18 protein-coding genes and 1 pseudogene are annotated in these 20,477 nt (G+C 47.3%); 7 read left to right on the top strand and 12 right to left on the bottom strand.

Annotated features, from left to right (window positions below; genetic code table 11):
- Nucleotides 1-495 precede the first annotated feature (495 nt).
- From ACIDITHRIX25_RS96250 to ACIDITHRIX25_RS96230, 5 genes are all read right to left on the bottom strand, one after another.
- Nucleotides 496-1,191 (bottom strand): ABC transporter ATP-binding protein, encoded by a 696-nt coding sequence (locus ACIDITHRIX25_RS96250; protein ID WP_052605896.1) that lies wholly within the window; start codon nucleotides 1,189-1,191, stop codon nucleotides 496-498.
- The gene (locus ACIDITHRIX25_RS96245) at nucleotides 1,184-1,903 is read right to left on the bottom strand and encodes an ABC transporter ATP-binding protein (protein ID WP_052605897.1); all 720 of its coding nucleotides are present in this window, start codon (nucleotides 1,901-1,903) and stop codon (nucleotides 1,184-1,186) included. The genes ACIDITHRIX25_RS96250 and ACIDITHRIX25_RS96245 overlap by 8 nt, the downstream gene beginning before the upstream one ends.
- Entirely contained in the window at nucleotides 1,896-2,882 is a 987-nt protein-coding gene (locus tag ACIDITHRIX25_RS96240) for a branched-chain amino acid ABC transporter permease (RefSeq protein ID WP_200891263.1), read from the bottom strand. The genes ACIDITHRIX25_RS96245 and ACIDITHRIX25_RS96240 overlap by 8 nt, the downstream gene beginning before the upstream one ends.
- Nucleotides 2,875-3,753: a branched-chain amino acid ABC transporter permease gene (locus ACIDITHRIX25_RS96235; RefSeq protein ID WP_201733271.1), complete on the bottom strand. Its 879-nt coding sequence runs from the start codon at nucleotides 3,751-3,753 to the stop codon at nucleotides 2,875-2,877. The genes ACIDITHRIX25_RS96240 and ACIDITHRIX25_RS96235 overlap by 8 nt, the downstream gene beginning before the upstream one ends.
- A gap of 83 nt (nucleotides 3,754-3,836) precedes the next feature.
- The gene (locus ACIDITHRIX25_RS96230) at nucleotides 3,837-5,120 is read right to left on the bottom strand and encodes an ABC transporter substrate-binding protein (RefSeq protein WP_201733270.1); all 1,284 of its coding nucleotides are present in this window, start codon (nucleotides 5,118-5,120) and stop codon (nucleotides 3,837-3,839) included.
- Between the two features lie 738 nt (nucleotides 5,121-5,858).
- On the opposite strand from ACIDITHRIX25_RS96230, the gene ACIDITHRIX25_RS96225 reads away from it, so the two are divergent.
- Nucleotides 5,859-6,230: a DUF3054 domain-containing protein gene (locus ACIDITHRIX25_RS96225; protein ID WP_201733269.1), complete on the top strand. Its 372-nt coding sequence runs from the start codon at nucleotides 5,859-5,861 to the stop codon at nucleotides 6,228-6,230.
- A gap of 698 nt (nucleotides 6,231-6,928) precedes the next feature.
- Here the strand turns inward: ACIDITHRIX25_RS96225 and ACIDITHRIX25_RS96220 are convergent.
- The 3 genes from ACIDITHRIX25_RS96220 to ACIDITHRIX25_RS96210 all read right to left on the bottom strand — a co-directional run bounded on the left by ACIDITHRIX25_RS96220 (nucleotide 6,929) and on the right by ACIDITHRIX25_RS96210 (nucleotide 10,361).
- Nucleotides 6,929-7,225, bottom strand: a complete 297-nt coding sequence (locus ACIDITHRIX25_RS96220; protein WP_201733268.1) for a MoaD/ThiS family protein — start codon at nucleotides 7,223-7,225, stop codon at nucleotides 6,929-6,931.
- Complete coding sequence (locus tag ACIDITHRIX25_RS96215) at nucleotides 7,222-8,337, bottom strand: WD40/YVTN/BNR-like repeat-containing protein (RefSeq protein ID WP_201733267.1); 1,116 nt, start codon at nucleotides 8,335-8,337, stop codon at nucleotides 7,222-7,224. Before ACIDITHRIX25_RS96215 ends, ACIDITHRIX25_RS96220 begins: the two co-directional genes overlap by 4 nt.
- 464 nt (nucleotides 8,338-8,801) lie before the next feature.
- Complete coding sequence (locus ACIDITHRIX25_RS96210) at nucleotides 8,802-10,361, bottom strand: HRDC domain-containing protein (protein WP_201733266.1); 1,560 nt, start codon at nucleotides 10,359-10,361, stop codon at nucleotides 8,802-8,804.
- A gap of 363 nt (nucleotides 10,362-10,724) precedes the next feature.
- On the opposite strand from ACIDITHRIX25_RS96210, the gene ACIDITHRIX25_RS96205 reads away from it, so the two are divergent.
- Both ACIDITHRIX25_RS96205 and ACIDITHRIX25_RS96200 read left to right on the top strand, forming a co-directional pair.
- Nucleotides 10,725-10,859, top strand: coding sequence for an IS3 family transposase (locus ACIDITHRIX25_RS96205; protein ID WP_082058684.1), 135 nt, complete (start codon nucleotides 10,725-10,727; stop codon nucleotides 10,857-10,859).
- A gap of 177 nt (nucleotides 10,860-11,036) precedes the next feature.
- Nucleotides 11,037-11,249 carry a hypothetical protein gene (locus ACIDITHRIX25_RS96200; RefSeq protein WP_152626041.1) on the top strand — a complete coding sequence of 71 codons (213 nt, stop codon included), beginning with the start codon at nucleotides 11,037-11,039 and terminating at the stop codon, nucleotides 11,247-11,249.
- Between the two features lie 399 nt (nucleotides 11,250-11,648).
- Here ACIDITHRIX25_RS96200 and ACIDITHRIX25_RS96195 read toward each other — a convergent pair.
- The 4 genes and pseudogenes from ACIDITHRIX25_RS96195 to ACIDITHRIX25_RS96180 form a co-directional block, all read right to left on the bottom strand.
- Nucleotides 11,649-11,765 (bottom strand): annotated as a pseudogene (locus tag ACIDITHRIX25_RS96195) (hypothetical protein); the annotation flags it as partial.
- Nucleotides 11,766-12,403: 638 nt separating this feature from the next.
- Nucleotides 12,404-13,537, bottom strand: a complete 1,134-nt coding sequence (locus ACIDITHRIX25_RS96190) for an IS630 family transposase (RefSeq protein ID WP_249685742.1) — start codon at nucleotides 13,535-13,537, stop codon at nucleotides 12,404-12,406.
- Nucleotides 13,538-13,872: 335 nt separating this feature from the next.
- Nucleotides 13,873-14,664: a response regulator transcription factor gene (locus ACIDITHRIX25_RS96185; RefSeq protein WP_249685738.1), complete on the bottom strand. Its 792-nt coding sequence runs from the start codon at nucleotides 14,662-14,664 to the stop codon at nucleotides 13,873-13,875.
- A 66-nt stretch (nucleotides 14,665-14,730) separates the two neighbouring features.
- The gene (locus tag ACIDITHRIX25_RS96180; protein WP_160291833.1) at nucleotides 14,731-16,434 is read right to left on the bottom strand and encodes a sensor histidine kinase; all 1,704 of its coding nucleotides are present in this window, start codon (nucleotides 16,432-16,434) and stop codon (nucleotides 14,731-14,733) included.
- 332 nt (nucleotides 16,435-16,766) lie between these two features.
- On the opposite strand from ACIDITHRIX25_RS96180, the gene ACIDITHRIX25_RS96175 reads away from it, so the two are divergent.
- The 4 genes from ACIDITHRIX25_RS96175 to ACIDITHRIX25_RS96160 all read left to right on the top strand — a co-directional run bounded on the left by ACIDITHRIX25_RS96175 (nucleotide 16,767) and on the right by ACIDITHRIX25_RS96160 (nucleotide 20,321).
- Nucleotides 16,767-17,642: a branched-chain amino acid ABC transporter permease gene (locus tag ACIDITHRIX25_RS96175; protein ID WP_052605903.1), complete on the top strand. Its 876-nt coding sequence runs from the start codon at nucleotides 16,767-16,769 to the stop codon at nucleotides 17,640-17,642.
- A 146-nt stretch (nucleotides 17,643-17,788) separates the two neighbouring features.
- Nucleotides 17,789-18,814, top strand: coding sequence for a branched-chain amino acid ABC transporter permease (locus tag ACIDITHRIX25_RS96170; protein WP_052605904.1), 1,026 nt, complete (start codon nucleotides 17,789-17,791; stop codon nucleotides 18,812-18,814).
- On the top strand, nucleotides 18,815-19,600 hold the full coding sequence (locus ACIDITHRIX25_RS96165; RefSeq protein WP_052605905.1) for an ABC transporter ATP-binding protein: 786 nt from the start codon (nucleotides 18,815-18,817) through the stop codon (nucleotides 19,598-19,600).
- Nucleotides 19,581-20,321, top strand: a complete 741-nt coding sequence (locus tag ACIDITHRIX25_RS96160; protein WP_052605906.1) for an ABC transporter ATP-binding protein — start codon at nucleotides 19,581-19,583, stop codon at nucleotides 20,319-20,321. Before ACIDITHRIX25_RS96165 ends, ACIDITHRIX25_RS96160 begins: the two co-directional genes overlap by 20 nt.
- Nucleotides 20,322-20,477 lie beyond the last annotated feature (156 nt).

The following is a 20,477-nucleotide window of genomic DNA, read 5'->3' as shown; positions in this document are numbered from 1 at the left end:
TGCACTGGACGGTGTCTTCTGTTAGATTTTAGTTAGGATCGATTTATCAGGTGGCTTTGATGGATGCGATGGCTGTAGAAGTAGTTTTAGCCATCTAAAGTTTTACTCTCAAGCTTCTCAAGCTTCTCAAGCTTCTTCGGGGTGAGATATATGATTCCGTTTGGATCGTTTGTTTGATTTGGCTAGCTCAAGGTTGCCCCTGCAGAGCGTTGTATGGGGAAATTGATATTTTAGCTAGGCAAAGTAGATGCGATCGTGGTAGAGGAGTGCCTGCCGCCCTTCCCTAAAAGACGTTTGTTTTCGTACTATTTGGTTTTTGATAAGGCAGCCACACGATACGGAAATAAAGGTCTTTTTTGGGTCCGAACCAGCTGGTTTGGATCTATTTTGGCTCGACAGAGATCCAAATACGAGCGGTTGATGAGGGCAAAAGGAAGGTGATATTTCGTGTCCCAACACGGGGGAGTCGTGACACGAAATCGGTACACCGAGGTTTTATTCAATTCCAAAGAATGCTTCTTTTAGCGTGTCGTTATTGTTGAAGTCACTTACTGATCCAGTAAATCTCGTTTTTCCACCTTCAATAACACTTACCGTATCGGCGATACTTAGGAAAGATATGTTTTGTTCTGCTATGACGAGAGTTATCCCGCCTCTGAGTTCTGCAAGACGTTCGATTACTTCGTTTACGTACCTCGGAGAAAGGCCTGACGAAGGTTCATCCATCAGCAGAATCTTAGGTTCGGATATTAACGCGCGCCCGATTCCGACTAGCTTTCGCTGTCCACCTGATAGTCCTCCAGCGAGTGACTTTCTGCGTTCTTTGAGTTCAGGGAATCGTTCGTAGATGTTGTCGATTTGATCTCCGACTGATTTCGTCTTGGTGCGCAAGGAACCCAAGCGGAGATTTTCTTCGACGCTCAAATCAGGGAAGATTCCCTGTTCGCTCATGTAGCCAAGACCGTGTTTTACACGTTCGGCAACAGCTAGAGGGGCAATGTTAGTGCCATTCATCTTCAAGTCACCGGACCACAGAGGCAGTAAGCCGATCGCTACTTTTAGAAAGGTGGATTTACCCGCACCGTTCGCTCCTAGGACGACTTGGATCTCATTTTCTTTAACGCTCAGGCTTATATCCCATAGCACTTGCATCGAACCGTAACCGGACGTTAACTGTGACACCTCAAGCATCGTGTGCACCTCCCAGAAAGACCCGCTTTACCTCTTCGTCTGAGAGCGCGTCGCGAAGGGATCCAGAAAAGATACCTTTGCCTGCGCTTAGAACAAAGACCGAATCGACAACTTGCTCCAAAAATCCCATTAAGTGTTCCACGACGATAAGCGCTATACCATTTTGTCGAAAGTTGGCTAACATCTCGGCAACTTCGGTTAGCTCTGTCGGAGTTAATCCGGCTGCTAGTTCATCAACAAAGATTACTTTGGGATCTAGTGCTAGTGCCCGAGCTAGATCCAGCCTTTTTTGCTGAGAGGCTGTTAGCTTTTCAATCGGATAATTTGCACAATCGGCCAAGTTGACTTTTCTTAAGATTTCTGGGATCGATGTCCGGTTTTTGGAGTGGATCGAGGAGACCGCCACGTTCTCATAGACTGAAAGGTCTCGGAAAGGTTTTGGTATCTGAAAGGTTCGATTTATCCCGGCTCTCGCAATGTCATGAGGGCGTTTCCCTGTGATATTTAGGCCTTCTAAGGTTATGTGACCGTGCGCAGGCTTATAGAGTCCACAAACCGTGTTTACCAGTGTTGTTTTCCCTGAGCCGTTGGGTCCAACCAGGCCTAAGGCTTGACCTTGGAAGAGTTCTAGAGATACATCGTTAAGTGCCTTAAATCCGCTAAATATGGTCGTAAGATTTTCGATCTTTAGAAGACTTTTCGATTCAGTCATTTTTTGCCCTGACCGTGGTGATTTTTGTAGTGATGTAGTTCCAAAAGCCAGCTAGCCCTCGGGGTGCAAAAAGGACCAAAAGTACGATTACCATTCCGTAGATTAGCTGGAAGTATTGTGGATTTGAAACCCCAATTGCGTTATAGATCGCATATAGAACGACCGTGCCAATCGTCGGACCCCAAATGGTTCCAACACCTCCGAATAGGGCGAAAACGATAGCTAGCACTGAGAGGGCCGGGTCGAACACTGCTTGGGGATAGAAGACGCTTGTCGACCAGCCAAAGACACTGCCTGCCATACCTGCTATGGCAGCTGCGATTAACCATGCATAGAATCTTTGGCGTGGTACGTTCACTCCAGCCATTGATGCCGAATATGAGTCGTCACGGATCGCCTTGAGCGTCAACCCGAATTTCGAAGAGCGCACAAAGCTTGTAGCAAGTATCGATAAGGCTGCCAAGGCTATAGCGGTTCCATATGCCGTTCCAGAGGAGTAAAATCCTGCTAGGTTGAGGCCGTATGGCCCATTCGTAATCGACTGGAGGGAGGGGTTGGAGATTATCGTGTAGATCGCTTCGCTGGCTGCTAGAGTTCCAATCGCGAAATAGGCCCCACGCAATCTAAATAATGGTAACAAGATTGCACCTACAAGTGCTCCCGCTACGCCGCCAATGATAACGGCTAGTACCGGGGGAACGTTATAGTCCAGCATTACAAGGCCAGAGGCATAAGCTCCGACTCCGAAAAAGCCGAAATAGCCAAATGGCAGGTATCCAGTGAATCCATAGATGATATTGATTCCTTGGGCGAGCGCAATGTAAATTGCCATGTAAGTTAGGAGCAGTTCGTTCGAATAGAGGTGGACACCTACGGCAAATGCAACGATTGGCACCAATGCTGCAATCGCTGGAGAGATCAGTTTCTTTCCCTTTGATCCTGTCTCTAATGTCAGATCTAGATCATCTAATTTAGGCAATTCTCTGCCTTCTTCCGAATAAGCCTTGAGGCCTAATGAGCATTGTGGCGATGACTAATGCATAGGGTACAAGGTTTGACCAGCTAGGAATGTAGACCTGAGCCAATTGGTAAAAGATTCCGAAGATGATTCCTGCTGCGATCGTTCCCAATGTGTTTCCTAAAGATCCAAAGACGATGATTGCAAAGGCAGTAATTGTAATTGCAGTACCTTCGGTAGGACTGACTCCGCCAAATATAAATACTCCCCAGACTCCAGCACAAGCTGCAAGTGCAAAGCCGATTCCAAAGTAGATACCGGAGACTCTTTTAGAATTTATTCCAGCTACTGCGGCCTCAACGGAGTCGGAGATGACGGCCCTTACCTGAAGGCCGATAGATGTGCGATAGAGAAAGATCACAAATATTGCCAGTAGTGGAATGATGACTAAAGCGCTCACCCACCAGGTGGCTGGGTAGCCTTGACCAAAGAGCACTAGGCGAGATGTTGGTATCGACGAGACTGGCAAAGATCTTTCAGCACTTCCAAAGACGAGCGAGGCCAGTGCCTGAATGACCTCTGAAAGGCCGAAGAACAGAATCAACGAAAGCATTTCGGGATCTGAAGCTTTTACGAGGCGTGGTGCGATCAATCGATTCAATAGATAGCCAAAGAGTACGGTTATTGGAATTACTATTATGGTCGAAAGTATCGGTGAGATGTGGTAGGTATTGTAGAGTTCCCAGGCACCATATCCGCCGAGCATTATGATGTCGCCATGTGCGAGATTGATTATCTTCTGCGCACCGTAAACGACATTTAATCCCACAGCCAATAACGCATAAAAAATGCCTAGGAGAATACCGCCTATAACGGCGTATTCGAAGAGCACAGATTTTTCCTTTACTTATACGAAAATAGCCACCGCACTAGCTGTCAAAGTGACAAGCATGGAGCGGTGGCTATTTAGGGGAATTAACCTACAGGAGCAGGGTAGACGGCAGAGCCGGTGGCTTGGCTGGCAGGATAGACGGCTTTGAGTGTGATTCCGCTGCTTGATGGGAAGAGCTGTGCTACTGGAAGAAGTTCGCCAGTTTGAGCTCCCTCTGAATTTATGACGAAGTTCCCATTAAGTGTGTTCAAATGGCCAGATGCCGCAGCCGCTCCGGCGCGTATATCGGTTTGTGAGAGTGACTTAGCATTTTTTAGCGAAGCTTGAATTACAAGTCCTGTATTGTATCCATCTAACGACAGCGAGTTTAGCTGACCAGGGAATGCAGCAGCGAATTGCGTCTTGAATTGGGAGCTATTTAGTCCCTCGGATACCGTTGGATAATTGACATAGAAGTTGGTTCCATAGGTGTAGGTGTATGCCAAACCTGCGGTTCCTACCTGTTGCTGGAAGAGACTCAGTAGCTGCCCTGGAAAGACGGTAAATACCATCTTGAAGTGCATCCCGGAGCTCTGAACGTTTTGAAGGAACGGAGTGTCATTGGCTGCGTAACCGAACTCTAGAACCGCATCTGGCTTGGATGCCGAGATCGTTTGCAGGAGTGTACCGAAGCTTGTGGTAGATGATGGTACACCTTGGTAGTATGCGACATTGATTCCGTTTTGCGAGAGGATGCTCTTTAGGGTGGTCGCCTGCGAAGCATCGAAATCGTTGGTTCCATAGAGTACTGCAAGGTTCTTGATCTGCTTGGAGATGAGGAATTTTGCTAACACGTTGGGCCAAATGGAAGATTCGGGTAGATCAGTCAGAACTATGTATTTATTTTGTGGTGTGAAAAATGGAATGCCGGTACCAGTTTGGTCGAAGAGTACGACCTTATGAGCTTGAGCCAAGGAGACAGCTGGAGCAGTCAACACTGATCCAAAGTCTGAGACAAAGATATTAACTTTATCTTGAGTTAAAAGCTGATTGTAGAGAGTTGCAGCAGTGGTAGCTGAACTTAAGTCGTTGTATGCGATGAGCTTTAGCGGAATTCTTTTCTTATATCCACCAACGTAAACACCACCTTTTGCGTTCTCGGTTTTGATCCAAAACTTAAGGCCGGCTAATTCCGGCAGTGATGAAGTGGCGAACGATCCAGAACCCGAATAGGTAGTACCGACGGTGATCTGGGCTGGTGCAGCCGGCAGGTTAGACGCGCTAGTGCCCGAACTGCCCGAGCTAGAAGACGATGTGGAAGATGATCCGCATGCTGCTAATGCTATACCGAATGATGCGGCAATCACTGGAAATGTTTTTTTACGCAACTATTTATCCCCTTTAAATTTGCTTTTGTTCCACCTTTAGTGATGAAGATCCCCCGTCTCCATAAGGTGCTTACCTAGAATAGCATGAAAACTAAAAAAGTAAAGTCAGCGCTTTGGGAAATTTGATTTCAGAGAGTTTCCGGTCTATTTTTGATTGATTTGACGATTTTATCAATCATTTTTTATCTCCGTGATCTTACCAATACTTTGTATTATTTGTTTCCAAACTATCTTCGTTCTAGACCTGGCTCTTGAACGATCTTGCTTCGATGATTTATTTGCTAGGGCTAATCGGGAAGCGGTGTCATGATATCTGGCATGCTCTTAGTGGGGTTTAGCCGTATTTTTTTGGAAAGGACCTAGCTGAACCGGCTTTTAGAGGGTTGGGCACCCGTTGAGTGGATTTGGCCCTAGGTGATAGATGAGCGATTTGCCTCTGTTTCTCAATTGCAATTGCTCATAGTCGGTGCGTAAAGTTAATAAACGAGGTAGAGGAACAGGTGCCGCTTCCGCTATGGCAAGTGGTGCAAGTGAATTTTGCGCCTTGGAATCTATTTGGGCTTTGTTGGTTTTTGAGATGGCGAGTAAGTTCTTGTCGCGATTGGCTTAGTCGAGCTAATACCATATAAGGGTTACTTGATTATTCTTGTTGTCACCCAAATTTGAATATTAAGTGTTCGCTATGTGGCTTTTGGCCAGGTAAAGCTAAGGTCGTAGGTGGATTAGAAAATGAGGATTTTGGCAAATGTACGTTCCGGCATATTTGACTGTCTAGTTGTTGTAGTTTTTGTAATGATCGGTCGTTCCGCCCATGGACACGGAGAGACCATCGCCGGAATAGTAACTACCGCATGGCCATTTCTCTCAGGAACGACTCTCGGATGGTTGATTATTAGACCATGGATGACTTCGACGCAGATCTATCCAGTGGGTGTTGTAGTTTGGCTCTCAACGGTTATCTTTGGTCAGTTGTTTCGTGTGATCTCGGGCCAGGGAACTGCCCTAGCTTTCATTGGAGTTTCACTAGGCTTTTTGGGATTAGGTTTGGTGGGTTGGAGGGCTGTTGCGTCGTTCTTTTCTAGATCCAAAGGGACCTTCTTGCTCAAATAGGCTTTGTCTTTCCCGTTTACACGCCGAGGAATAACCTGTATGTAAATCGATTCGCCTAGTCATGATTTGTGTCGACCATGGTTGGTTTGAATTTGGGTTTGACTGGTGCCTAGCGTTAGCTGGTTGCTAGCGAGGGTTTTATGGACGGATGAAGTTTTTCTAGCAATGATTACAGTAATTGGATCAACTAAGTCCAGTCAAACCCCTTAATGTTCAATCGATGGGTTAGTTCTCCGAGGCCGGAATCCATGGGCCAAGGTTGACCTTATCTAATCGAGTGCCAAAGCTATCGCATCGTATTTAGGTCATTGGTCAACTTCCTTCAGCGGGCTTGCAGGGTTTGCACCTTGGCTCAAAGAAGCACTGACTTTCTATCCCCGGCGCTATATCCCCGGCTCGTTACCCCCGGAAGCCGGTCTTTAGCTCCCGCAGCGTCGATGGGGTTTTTTCATTTGCGATTTTGCCGAGTCTGGGCGCTTTTGTTGGCTTGTATCGATGATGGATCCGAATCGAAGTGTTGATTTCATTGCTTTATTAGAGCCATGGTTTTGAGTGTGTTGAAGTTGCAGGGCCATTTTTAGGTTGGGCCTTGACATGGATTCTGTTGGTAATTTGAGTGATTGTTTGTCCCAACCTCTAAGAGGCGATTGGGCGAGAGACGTTCCTTCTGTGGCCTATTAGGGTTCGCTCGACTTTATTTATCCTCCAGCAATCGCTCCTAAGATGTCGATTCTAGGGGTTGCATGTCGAATATATTCTTTCAATGATTCGTTTATGGGCACATTGGAAATGTCTTGCCCATCGGCGAAGAATCTAATGAAGGCTCGACGCGATTGCGTCGTTGGATTTAGGATTGTGCCTCGAAGCATAGGGAATTCTACTTCTATCGTGCTCACAATCGCGGCTAATGTCAGCTCGCCTGATATTTCAAGAGTTAATTCTCCGGAGATATTTGCTAGATCCCTGAGGTGTTGGGGAAGGCGGATTTGTATCATTCAAGTGTATGTGCTTCTACGGATAAAACAGAGGGAAGGTGGGAGGCTAGTTCCATGAAGGAATCGCCTGAATCGCGAGAGGCGTAGATTTCCCCAGTTGTCGTGCCGAAATATATACCACAGGGATCGCATTGATCACTGGAGAGAGCTCCTCTTAGGACATTCCCGTAGAAGTGGCTTTGGGGCAGCCCTTTTGACATGGGTTGCCAGTCGTAACCCCCGCTTTGGCTTCTGTAGACTCTTAGCTGGTGGTCCGGGGGAAAGTGCTCCGAGTCACTTTTTATGGGGATCACGTAAACGGTTTCTGGATTGTTGTAGTCGACTGCGATTGCGAAACCAAAGTCACTTGGTAAATTGCCTGATATCTCGTACCAATTTTCTCCCGCGTCGTCACTGCGCATTACATCCCAATGCTTTTGCATGAATAGCACCTCAGGCTTCGATCGGTGTAGCGCTAGGCGATGCACGCAGTGTCCCACTTCTACGTCGTCATCGGGAAGATAGTCTGCTCGGAGTCCCTTGTTGATCGGCTTCCAATTTAGTCCTGCGTCATCACTTTTAAATGCGCCAGCTGCTGAAATTCCTACGTAGATCCGATTTGAGTTGGTCGGATCTTGAATAACAGTATGAAGGCATAGCCCACCGGCGCCAGGTTGCCACGAACCAGCCGTTGAATGTTCTCTCAGTCCATGCAGTTCGCCCCATGATTCTCCGGCGTCGTGCGAGACGAATATAGCCGCATCTTCAATACCTGCGAAGACCGTTTTTTCGTCAAATAGGGAAGGGGAGAGATTCCACACCTTCGCGAATTCCCATAGATGAGAAGATCCGTCATACCACAGGTGTGGTTTTGGTTCACCGGAGTAGTTGAAGCTGTTCGAAACCGCTTCCCAGGTCTTGCCGGCATCGAACGACCGCTGCAGGACTTGTCCAAACCATCCGTTGAATTGCGACGCGTAGATGAGATTTTTATTTAGTGGTGATGCATTGATGTGGTAGATCTCCCAACCCCCAAAGAGAGGCCCTTGTATCTGCCATTGTGATCGGCCATTGGCGCTATCTATTATAAAGGCTCCCTTTTTGGTGCCAATTAGCAACCTGACCTCAGTCACAGCAGCTCCTTTTTTTCTATTCCAGACCAAAGAAAAAGGACTACACCGGATCTTTTGTCTTTAAGATTTCCGACGTTATTGATTTATGATGTTATCACGTCAAATTCAAGAGATTATGAATTAAGTCGTAAATTGCAACTAACAGTTTCTGCTTTGAGGGTTCGCGTAGGAGGTGGATTTTTACAAAAGACAATCTAGCCACTGGTTTTCGCACTTAATCCGGATCTTTGAGTGTGCGCCAGACGTTACATATCTTCTATTAAATGGGCTCTCAGCGAAAGAATTCGCTCAAAATAATTGCCAGATATCCAGTCCGATTAGCTCTTAGATCGTGGTCTATTTCCCTATCTTTGAACTAGCTAGTGGGCACAATTGCTATGATAATAATCATTTAAAAGAGATGTGGGATGGCTAAAAGGCTTGTTCACTATTTGCTAAAACTTTTTAAGTGCAACTTTTGTAAATTACCAAAGCTCTCCTTGACTCCAGGTCGGTTCCGCGAATTTTTTTACTATTTCGAGAATGTCGCTTCCGTATTTGGTAGCTTTTGTTGGACCAATTCCTTTGACTCCGAGGAGTTCTTGATCGGTCTTGGGAAGCATTCGGGAAATTTCTTCAAGGGTAACGTCGTGAGCGATTATGTATTGAGGCACTCCTTCACTTCTTGAGCGTTCGCGCCTCCAAATTTTAAGGTGGTCGAGAATATTGGTGTTTATATCCTTTATCTCTAACGTGTGAGTTTGGGGAGTTTGTATCGATTCGTCAAAATCAACGGTATTTGCAGCGAGTGCTTCTGAACGCGCTCGCAGAACCCTGTCTAGCTCAAAGATCCTTTCGTTGAGTCGCAGTGCCATTGAATTTAATCCAGCAATGAAGAGTCCATCTAGACGGCGAACCCTAGACAGTGCGACATATCCCATGCCGGGTGTGAATGATCGTTTTAGGTCCACCTCAGCGGCGTCGAGGCTCATCCCTTGACTTTTGTGAATCGTGATTGCCCACGCTAATCGTAATGGTACCTGGCTGATCTCAGCGGTGACTTTTTGATCTTCCTCGCGCTGCCACGTATGGGCCTCTACCTCTATGACTCGGCCGTTTCTTGCTAGTGCTACACGTGGCCACTCCAAATCGAGGTCGATGACTTTGCCAAGGGTTCCATTTGCATACTGTCGATTAGGGTCATTTGCCACAAACATCACCTCTGCTCCAACCTTTAGGTCAAGGTCGCTAGGGGCAAGCATGCCTTTGCGGAGAGTTTCAATCGATGTTGATTCACCGCGGGAAACCATAGTGAATCTTTTAGTTGGCATTGGTATTTCATCTAGATGGCGCTGGTTGATGGTGTCGACATCGATATTGTGCGAGTAGAGTCTCGTTATCTCATTTCGATTTTCCGGCGCTATCGCGGTTCTAGATTCTAGAATCTCAAGATGTTTTGGGCCCAGCGACCCTAATCTCATTGCTTCAAGCACCTCTTGGAGGCCATCGCCTTCCTGGCGGTGCTGTTCGGTTAGATAACAGGGGTCGGGATCTAGATCTCGCCAACTGCGCGAGTTGAAAGCAAAATCGAAGTCGCTTAAACCCTTTGAAATCGGTGGCAGCTGAAACATATCCCCGACAAGGATCATCTGTATTCCCCCAAAGGGCGCGTCTATGCCTCTTATCTTTCTGGCTAGGTCATCAAGAGAGTCCAAAAATCGCCCTGGAAGCATTGATATCTCATCGATTATTAGAGTCTGCACCTCTAAGAACCGACGAGATATCCTGTCGCGCGCGGCTATCTTGGCTAACTCTTGGTCGTTCAATGAATCGCTGATTCCGATACCTGACCATGAATGTATTGTGACTCCAGCAATTTGAGTCGCTGCAATTCCCGTTGATGCGGTAACTGCGACTTGGATGTTCCATGCTCGACTATAACGAACAAAATTTGACAATACATATGACTTGCCTGCGCCCGGTGCTCCCGTAAGGAAGACGGAGGCTGAGTTCATCATGATTTGAAGTGCTTGGCTTTGTCTCACCCATTAGACCTTAGCTTTTTCTGGAGCGACCTTTAGACCTTATAATGCTTTTACCACAGTGGGCAAACCGTACTCCTTGAAAATTACGAACACCTTGGGGTTGCTATTTGCCAACGTTAGTAGAGGGTAGTCGATGAAATAGCTTTCTATTTTGTCATTTCCCTGGTGTTAACCGGCTAATCGTGAGGCTTCCTCCCCGAGAATCATTGCGCCTGGATTAGCAGGTTAACAGGGTATTGTCCGGGTACTAATCGGAGATTTGGACGCACTAGTATGCCCAATAACCGGATAATCCTACGATAATTGAAATGACTGAATCACTTTTGTGCTTCATTGAAAAAAGAGCTCGTCAAAGGATAAGTTTTGTACACCAGAGAGGAGGCGAGAACGGAGATATTTGATTGGATCCAATGGTATAACCGGAAAAGAAGACATTTACGTATTGGTGATATTTCACCAACTGAGTTCGAAAGGTCAGCTATGTTGAAAGCTGCGTAGTTGAGCGGAGTTTCGTGTCGCGTTTGGTGAGCAATTCCAGAGACTTCCGATCCAGTATCAGAGGTATCAATTATTCCTACGGATAAGTCAGTTGGAGATGAATCAAAAGGCGAGCGAAGGGAGGTCGCTTAGATTGTGCGAAAGTGACAATTTTATTGGCAGGCTCCGGAGCTGACTTTGAGGCACAACAACGACAAGAGAAGATGGTCAACCATCAAAGAGCAACTTAATAGTCACCACCGAGCCACCATAGTTCTTACGTCAGATAAAGGTGTCGTCTATCACATCTGCACTAGTGGTGTTTCTGAGCCGGTTCACAAAGAGATCTACCGTCTCTTAGGAGTTAGTGATCCCCTTAAACGGATAAAGACCATTGCGACGCATTTGTAGTGTCCCAACAAAAGACTACATATCCAACTAGCTGGGAGAATCGGTTGAGTGACGGTAAGTTGGGTTAGCATACGAGCAAATGCTTGGAAATACCTATCTCAAATAGCCGAACGTGAACCCAATCTTGGGCTCAATGGTCATTTAGGGTAATACCAAAAGTCGGTTCGCTAGGAGCCGTGTGAATTGAGATGTTCACGCACGGTTCTGTGAGTTAAGCGGCTAATCCGAGTCCGGACTTAGCTATCTCCCACACACGCCTAGTCTTTATTACCTTGTTTTTTCTCCGGATTGGCGGGCAACTGAGCCTAGGAGCTCTTCGTGACGACGAAGGACGGCGGCCATCGCTTCAAGACTAACACGGAGTTGCTCGACTTGAGCGGCTAACCCCGAACCGCAACGTTACGATGCAAATTCAAGTATCGAAGCAATCGCTTGAGTTGTTACCTCTTGTAACGAAAGCCCCTCTTCAATCAGCCACCGACAGAAGGACAAAAGATCAAAGGCATAAGCCTCTACCGTTCTTGGCGACTAAGCCCGATCCATGAGATAGCTAAGGTAAGCACTCTCCGCCTCGAAACCATCGCTAGGCGAACCCGATAGGCTCCAGCCCTTTTCGTGGCGATCCAGACGTAGCGTCTTTGTTTGCCTAGAACATTAGTATCTCACCGGTCTTATCTCATTGCAAGCTATTTTTTAGAAAACTTTCGAAGAAGCAAATCAGATGGAACTTGGATGGATGATCGGCCAATTCCACCCCATCCCTTCGCCCCATCTGTATCTTCAGTCGCATTCCGCGAGGGGATGGGGTGGAATTTGTTAGTCTGAGTACCACAAACCCAAAAGAGCACTCACATCCCCAGTATCCTGCACAAACTCTCGGAGTTTCCTCACCCCAACAACCGTTGATACTAATTATTAGCCACATAAAAGGAGAGCGGGGAGGGGAAGTTCCTCCCCGTCAATCGACAAAGGGATATCAAACCGGCACAAGCTGCGTTGGTAAAGAGCCCAGGTAATGAGCGTTGTGTTCAAAAGGCGGAGATGCCTCCCTTGGGTAAGTACTACGAAGATGCGCGAAAACAAACCATCCGATGACGCACAAAGGAAATTATCAATAATGACACTAGTGTCCCCTCTCATAAGTTCCCTGAGTTCTAGTTCCCCAGATACTTTGCCATCGATGCGAATATCTCGTCAGCTGTCTTTACCCACCTAAATGGTGTTGGGTCTTGGTTCCAGCGCTCTGCCCAGGTGTTGATCGAAGCAACGAGTTGCTTTTGTGACTTATGGGTGGATGTGTGGAGCATTTTGGTAGTCAGTTCCGAGAACCATCTCTCAACCAGGTTCATCCACGAGGAGTAGGTGGGTGTAAAATGGAAGTGGAATCTGGGGTTTTTTATGAGCCAGGCCCGTACAGCATCGGTTTTATGCGTTGCATAATTGTCCAGGATGACGTGGACTTCGAGTTCTTTTGGAACTTCTTTTTTCACCTGATCCAAAAAGGCTATGAACTCGATCGCCCGATGAGCCTTTGTGGTGTTGGTGATCACCTTGCCAGAGGCAACATCAAGTGCTGCAAAGAGATTTGTTGTGCCGTTGCGTTTGTAGTCATGTGTTTGCCGCTCTGGAACAAAAGGTCTCATGGGAAGCAGTGGCTGGGTTCTATCCAACGCCTGGATCTGTGTCTTTTCGTCAATACATAGTACCAGTGCAGCATCAGGGGGATTGAGATAGATCCCAGTTATGTCGCGGACCTTTTCGGTAAAGGCCGGATCGGTACTGATGTTGAAGTATCCCAAGACATGGGGCTTGAGGCCAAAGGTTCTCCAGATACGTGAGATGCTCGCTGGTGATACCCCGATCCGCTTGGACATTGAAGACGTCGACCACTGGGTAGCAAGCGGGGGCTCTTCTTCCAAAGTGATCCTTAGAATCTCGGCGATCTTTTCGTCATCAATGCTTCTCGGTTTTCCACTTCTCGGTGCGTCATCGAGAAGTTCCACTCCGTAGTTGATAAAACGCCGCTTCCATTTGCATACCGTCTCTGTAGATATCTGAAGTCTTTGCGCGATCTCGTTGGTTCCAACCCCTTCGTTACTCCATAGGGCAATGCTGGCCCTTGCCACCTGTCCTATGGGAGCTGTGGACTTTCTTACCACTGCTTCTAATTCGCTACGTTCTTTGGGACTGAGCGGAACCACCGAAGCTTGTCGTCCAGATCTCTTCTTGGGCGGCTTGCTCTGGTTGGCATCAATGTTTGGCTCCTCTGAAATGGTGTGACTTTGCATCGTTCTCCCTTGCAAGGTTATGTCCTTACCAAGGAGAACAACCTTAGAAGGGATTAATTCCTCAGTTTCAGGGAAATTATGAGAGGGGACACTAGGAGACAATTGATTAGGTCGCTATACCCAAAATTAGATTTCAGAATCTAAAAAAGTGACCAAGAAGGCTCAATCGCAAAGGGAATAGGTCTTATTTGACTCTCTGAAACCAGATTTGGGCCATAGATGCTTTGTCAAACCTAATTCAGTTCCAAATAACCGACGCAGAGTTACGCCGAAGGGCTCGAGCTGGTCTACTTCTGTTGATTAAGACTTGATTGGAGACCAGCCGCCTTGGTTGGTTATTTGGCCCACTCATAAAGGTGCTCAGGTCGCCCACTTGCCCCATATTTGAGAGTGAGATTTACCTTGCCTAATCTGGCTAGGTACGCTAAGTAGCGCTGAGTGGTACTTCTTGAGAGGCCGGATCTACGTGCTATTTCGTCTGCAGTGAGTATTTCATCAACCGCCCTCAGCGTCGACATTACAACTTCTAGGGTGTGGGGAGAATGACCCTTTGGCAGATTGACTTCGTCTGGAGCGGTCCGAAGCACCGACCAAAGGCGATCGATTTGTGCTTGGTCGAGATCGCTTGATGCGTCAAATTCCGCTCTCATGAGGCGGTACGCCTGGAGTCTTTCACTTAATCCACGTGAGTCAAAAGGCTTAGTAATGTAGTGTATCGCACCACATTTCATCGCTTCTCGGACGCTCGCACTGTCGCGGGCAGCGCTAATGACTATGACGTCTGGACGGGGAGGATCCATCGCTCTTAGCTGCCTTAAGACCGTTAATCCATCAGTATCTGGCAGATAGAGATCAAGCAGAACTAAATCTGGAGATAGATCCTTTGCGGCCGAGACTGCTAGAGCTCCTGTGTTTGCAAATCCACAGGTTTCGAAATCCTCCAATCGGTCGACATATGCGCCATGAAGCTGGGCGACGCGGAAGTCGTCGTCTACTACGAGAATTCGGATCTTTGTCCCTTGTAAACTTTCCTCGGTCATGGAAGCTCCTACCTTGGCGATCTCTTCGTGAATTAAAACTTTGACCACTACTGTAATATTTGGCCAAAGTGCTTTTGGGGCGATCATCTTTGGCACTATTGCCTTGAAGTGGAAGTCTTACTGTAAATCTTTAGTTATTTTGATTTTTATGGTTCAATCCATTGGACCGATCCTTTCGGCAGCGCTGTCAATGGCGCTATGAAGAGTAACGCTAAAAGATGCGCCTGGAACGTTCTTTACTTGAACTTCGCCATTATATTTAGCGGCGATTTGAGCCACGAGAGCTAATCCTAGGCCTCGTCGGTAACCTCTGCCTGCCACTTTGGTGGAAAATCCATCCGTGAAGATTGAGCTTAGGAGTGCCATGGGAATTCCTAAGCCACTGTCAGTTACGGTTATGTAGATTTTCTCTTCGACGGCTTCTATGTGAAGTTCGATCCATTTGGGATCGTTTTCCATTTGGTATGGATTTGTGTGCTCGGTGCTCGACAAGACGGCGTCTAGGGCGTTGTCGATTAAATTTCCAACGATTGTCAATATATCCAACGAATTTCGAAGAGTTCCATGAACCTTAGTTGCATTGGTTACCACCAAGGTGACACCTCGTTCTGAGGTAACTGCGCCCTTGGCCAGGATCAGAGCTCGCAAAAGAGGGTCGTCGATGGCGTCAATCCGATCGTTTGTAAGGTTACTCCTCGAAGAGATGTTGAGGGCAAAGTCGATTGCTTCTTCGGATTCCCCAAGTTCTATAAGTCCAACAATGGTATGCATTTTGTTCGAGAATTCGTGGGCTTGCGCCCGAAGGGCTTCTGTCATTCCAACCATGCCGTCGAGTTCACGAAGTAGCCCCTCCCATTCGGTCCGATCCTGAATGGTTATAACGTGACCAAGGTTTTGGCCGTCGCGTTCAACCGCTAGGCGGGAGATCGAAAGGATGGATCGGCCAACTACCACTGGAAGGTCTCGACCGGGAATTTCTCCGGTTACAATTTGGCGAAGACGCCGCCCTCGGACGAGGTGTCGTAGAGGTCTTCCAATTGATCTCTCGGGGATCCCTATCAACCGTCGTGCTTCTTGGTTGAAAAATCTTATTAGTCCATTGGCGTCACAGGCTATTACGCCTTCAGAGATGCCTTTTAGGAGCGCTTCTTGTTCTTGAAGCAGAGACGATAGTTCAATGCTAGTGAGTCCGAAGGTCTCGGCTAGGTTGCGGCGATAGAGATACCACAGACTGAGGGTTGTGAGTGCTGCGACGAATAGGAATGCAAAGACGATCTTTGAAAATACAAACTTCAAATAAGAGTAAAGGCGTTGGCGTGTGGCGACTATTTCAACTATCGCCACCTGTCTGGTATGCCTATTAGATAGCGCGAAATATGAAAAATTTATAAGGGTAGTCGGATTGAGGTTTTTGGCACAGAATGATAGTCCGAGATTCGGACTTTGGTAAGGGAGGTTGCTGAGGTTTTGCGCGTGGTTAGAGGGGAAGATGGGTACAGCTGTTGCTGAAAGTGGGCTCGACGTAGGGGCGGATCCTGTTGCTGTCGCCTTTGTCGTGAGATAGGACGGAAAAAAGACAAAGGTTAAGTTTTCTATTTTACAAAGGCTCTTTAGCTCATCTCTGGTCTGGCGCGTAATTTCGACCTTGGTGTTATTTGTTGAGGTTCCATCTCCAATCGAACCGAGAGACTCAAGTATCGCTTTGGATCGATCGATCGATATGGTTGTTAGTCGTAGCTCGGTCGACGATTCGGTCAAGACTAAAAGAGCACCGATCGCCACGGTGATGGTCATCGTCAGTACGAATGCATAGATCGCGATTTGACGGATGGAACTTGTATTGGATCTGGTGCTCAAGGACAAAAGACCCCCTGACATTGTCTTTTTGAACCTTCAGATATATACAAACTAGCCCTTTGAACCAAGAAGAACAGCGCCGATCCCTCATGGGATTTATGGGATAAATAGCTTTATTTGGGATTATCTGGTTAATTCGAAATTAATATCGGCTGGGAATTGCCTGGATGTAGATTCTTACCTACTGCCGCGAGGTGTACCGGGGGATGGTCATCTCGAATAAAAAACGGCAGAGGAAATGTCTGCAATTGGGGGGTTGTTTTGCTTTTGTGCAATCATGTCTCGGTTTCGGGCTACAAATTAGATGCTTTTGCATATCTAAGGAGTAGTCGGTGAAACTATTCTTACTCACATTAGGTTTCGGCTTTGTTTCGGCTTCAATCTATGCCCTTTTGAGTGTTGGCTTGTCGCTCCAATTTGGTGTTACAAACTTCGTCAATTTCGCCTATGGGGCGTATCTGGGCGTCGGAATGCTTTTGACCTATACATTTTCAGCCACGCTTGGGTTGCCATTTTGGCTCTCTATCGTTCTGGCGACAATTGGTACTGGAATAGTTTCCATGCTGATATCGGAGTTCATCCTAAGTCCGTTTGTCAAGCGGCGAAAATCTCTCTTTTACATGTTGATCGTGACCTTTGGCCTCTCTCTCATTCTCGACAACGTCTTACAGATCATCTACGGAGTCGGCTTCAACGAATATCCCATAGGTCAGTCCTCGCCTGTTACCATTGGCCCCTTTAGCTTCACAGGCAACCAATTGATCATAATTGCGATTGCTGGAATTGTCATGATCGGAGTTCATCTCCTGCTCTCTCGTTCACGATTGGGCAAGGCTATGCGAGCGATGAGTGATAACGCTGATCTAGCTAGAGCATCTGGAATCGATACCAACATGGTAACTCGTTGGACTTGGTTTATCAGTGGGGCTCTTGCGGGTCTGGGTGGTATTGTCCTGGCGTTGAATATCGTCTCATTTCAAACGACTAGCGGGGATGCACTGCTCTTTGTCATCTTTGCAGCCGTTATTCTTGGCGGAATTGGTCAAACCTACGGGGCTATGCTTGGTGCGTTGATAATTGGTGTAGTGACAGAGGTATCCACGGTCTTTATATCTTCTGCGTACAAGCAGGACATTGCATTTTTGGTTCTCGTGATCATGCTTTTGGTACGTCCTCAAGGGTTGATTCCTGCAAAAGGAAAAGCCTAACCTAGCGACTCCTTTGGATGACGATTGATTCGAAATCCATGGGCCATGATGGAACCCAAACCCGTCATATCACAACGTTGGTTTCTCTTTTTATCTTATTTCTACTTCGACCACGGTGAGAAATTCTTACACATAGGAGTTGGTTTATGTCAATTTTTCTCGGGTATGTTGCAACCATATTGGTTACCTTGTTTACCTACAATATCTTTACCCTGGGCCTCAATATTCAATTCGGTTACGCCGGGATCTTGAACTTCACAGTCATTACCTTTATGGCAATGGGTGCCTACTTCTACGCAGTCTTCGTAATGCCCCCAGCGAATGCTTCAAATCAGGTCTTTTATATCCTTGGTTTACACTGGCCCTGGCCCCTTGCGTCGATTGCGGGAATAGTTGCCTCGGGAATCCTTGGCTATCTAATTGGTCTGATAGCGCTAAAGCGACTTCGATCTGACTACCTGGCAATTGTTACCCTAGCAACGGGAACTCTTCTCTATGGGCTATCTGGCGATCAGAATAAACTCTTTGATGGTTGGGCTGGGCTATTTTCGGTAAATCAACCTTTTCAAAGTGTGGCTAACAACCACCCGAACACCTTCTCTTGGATCTTTGTGGTTATCTCTGGAGTGGTGATGCTAATCGTTTGGTGGTTTGCCAATCAGCTCTACTCATCACCGTTGGGACGTTCGATGCGTGCAATCCGTGAGGACCAAGACGTGGTGGACGCCTTTGGAAAAAATACCTTCAAGGTTCGAATGATGGCGATGGTAATAGGTTCTACCATCGTAGGAATCGGAGGAGTGCTTACGATTCAGTACATTGGAGCACTTTCACCTGCTGGATGGACCACTGGGGAGACCTTTGTAGTCTGGGCTGCGCTGTTGGTCGGCGGTCGTGGGAACAATATTGGCGCGATGCTCGGTTCTTTGTTGGTCGCTGTGATCTTCAACGAGGGAACTAGATATATTCCCCAAGTGGCATCTAGCCCTAACCTGGTTCCTGATCTTCGTAACATAATTATTGGCTCGTTGGTTATTTTGAGCATCTGGTTTAGACCTCAAGGTGTACTTCCGGAACGTAAGGCCAAGTTTTTTGAACTTCCCCTGAAGGATAAGTATGCCCAAACCTTTGGTGGAGTAAGCGCGAATCAAGAGTTAGCGACGGAGGTCTAGATGAGTAATATTTTAGCGATCTCGGATGTCCATGTGGCATTTGGTGGGCTGAAGGCGATCGATGGATGCACCTTTGAGGTAGAAAAGGGTACAATTACTGCCCTGATTGGTCCGAATGGTGCAGGAAAGTCAACCATGGTTGGCTCAATTGCCGGAGCCGTTTCTCTTACTTCTGGTTCGATTACCTTCGACGGGCAAGAGATATCACACCTGCCTACATATAGGCGAGCTCAAGGCGGATTGATAAGGACCTATCAGATTTCACGGGAGTTCGGAGGGATGACCGTTCTTGAGAATTTGCTTGTTGTCCGGCTCGGACAGAGCGGAGAAAGCCTAATTAATGCGGTCTTTCGGCCGAAGAAATCTAAGACTGAAACCAATGCACTTGTAGGCGAAGCAAACGAAATCCTAAATACTTTTGGTCTTTACCGACTGCGCAATGAGTATGCATCGAATCTTTCGGGTGGCCAAAAGCGACTTCTGGAGCTTTCTCGAGCAGTGATGGCCAAACCAAAGATGCTTCTTTTGGATGAGCCAATGGCAGGCGTAACGCCCGCTCTTATTGAAATCCTTGGACAACACTTACTGGACCTAAATAAGGGTTCAGGCATGTCAATGTTGCTTGTTGAACACAACCTAGAGGTTGTAGACAAAATCTGTTCGAGGGTCGTGGTTATGGCGACCGGAAAACGTCTTGCTGAGGGAACTTTGGCTGAGCTGCGTTCGAATCGTGACGTTGTCGAGGCTTATTTGGGAGGTGAAGTTCATGAGCGTATTGGAAGTTAAAGGACTTAGCGGAGGGTACGGGAAGACCCCAATTATTTGGGAAGTATCCATGGAGGCCAAGGTCGGCCAGGTGGTTAGTATTGTTGGGCCAAATGGCGCTGGTAAGTCAACCTTCATGAAGTCCCTGTTCGGGATTACAGACGTGACCGGCGGCGAAGTGGTACTCGATGGCCAGAACGTCAAGGGACTGCCTTCATTTCGGTTGGCTCGCGCGGGTATGGCTTATGTGCCCCAAGTTGACAATATCTTTACGACCATGACGATCAAAGAGAACCTGGAGATGGGTGGATACTCCAACCGACGGGGACTGGCTCAGCGAGTAGAGGTTGTGCTTGAGATCTTTCCAGACCTCAAGGCTGCTCAGAACAGAAAAGGCGGAGAGCTTTCGGGCGGACAGCGAAATATGTTGGGTATGGCCCGAGCGCTCATGGCCGATCCTAAGGTGCTGCTACTCGATGAGCCCACGGCGGGACTTTCGCCTATCTACGTCGACGTAGTCTGGGATCAGGTCGGCCGCATCGCTAAGACTGGCACCGCAATTGTGGTGATTGAACAAAATGTTGATCGGGCCATCTCGAACTCGGAATGGGTATACGTCCTTGTGGCTGGGCGAAATCGACTCGACGGCCCTGCAAGTCAGGTGGCAGCACTTGACCTGGGCGAAATTTTCTTGGGTGCGACAGCAGCAGCCATGGAGTCAGAGAGCGAGGTGATCGCCTAGCAATAGATGGGGCAGTTTTGGGGGATTCCGTTGCTTATGGTTTGAGCGATGGACAAAGTTTTAAGGCTACTTGGGGATCGTGTGATTTCATCTCTAATGGAGAGTTTCGATTTCGGTAGCTTCATTTCAGTAGTTTCAATGATCTCATCAAATTAA

It is taken from the genome of Acidithrix sp. C25, assembly GCF_904848545.2.
The sequence above is the reverse complement of the archived record's forward strand: the minus strand, read 5'-3'. Positions and strand labels throughout refer to the sequence as shown.

Excerpts from the sequence above, each read along its gene's own strand:
- ACIDITHRIX25_RS96250 (WP_052605896.1), bottom strand. The coding sequence starts at position 1,191 with ATGCTTGAGGTGTCACAGTTAACGTCCGGTTACGGTTCGATGCAAGTG.
- ACIDITHRIX25_RS96245 (WP_052605897.1), bottom strand. The coding sequence starts at position 1,903 with ATGACTGAATCGAAAAGTCTTCTAAAGATCGAAAATCTTACGACCATA.
- ACIDITHRIX25_RS96220 (WP_201733268.1), bottom strand. The coding sequence starts at position 7,225 with ATGATACAAATCCGCCTTCCCCAACACCTCAGGGATCTAGCAAATATC.
- ACIDITHRIX25_RS96190 (WP_249685742.1), bottom strand. The coding sequence starts at position 13,537 with ATGCAAAGTCACACCATTTCAGAGGAGCCAAACATTGATGCCAACCAG.
- ACIDITHRIX25_RS96185 (WP_249685738.1), bottom strand. The coding sequence starts at position 14,664 with ATGATCGCCCCAAAAGCACTTTGGCCAAATATTACAGTAGTGGTCAAA.
- ACIDITHRIX25_RS96170 (WP_052605904.1), top strand. The coding sequence starts at position 17,789 with ATGTCAATTTTTCTCGGGTATGTTGCAACCATATTGGTTACCTTGTTT.
- ACIDITHRIX25_RS96165 (WP_052605905.1), top strand. The coding sequence starts at position 18,815 with ATGAGTAATATTTTAGCGATCTCGGATGTCCATGTGGCATTTGGTGGG.
- ACIDITHRIX25_RS96160 (WP_052605906.1), top strand. The coding sequence starts at position 19,581 with ATGAGCGTATTGGAAGTTAAAGGACTTAGCGGAGGGTACGGGAAGACC.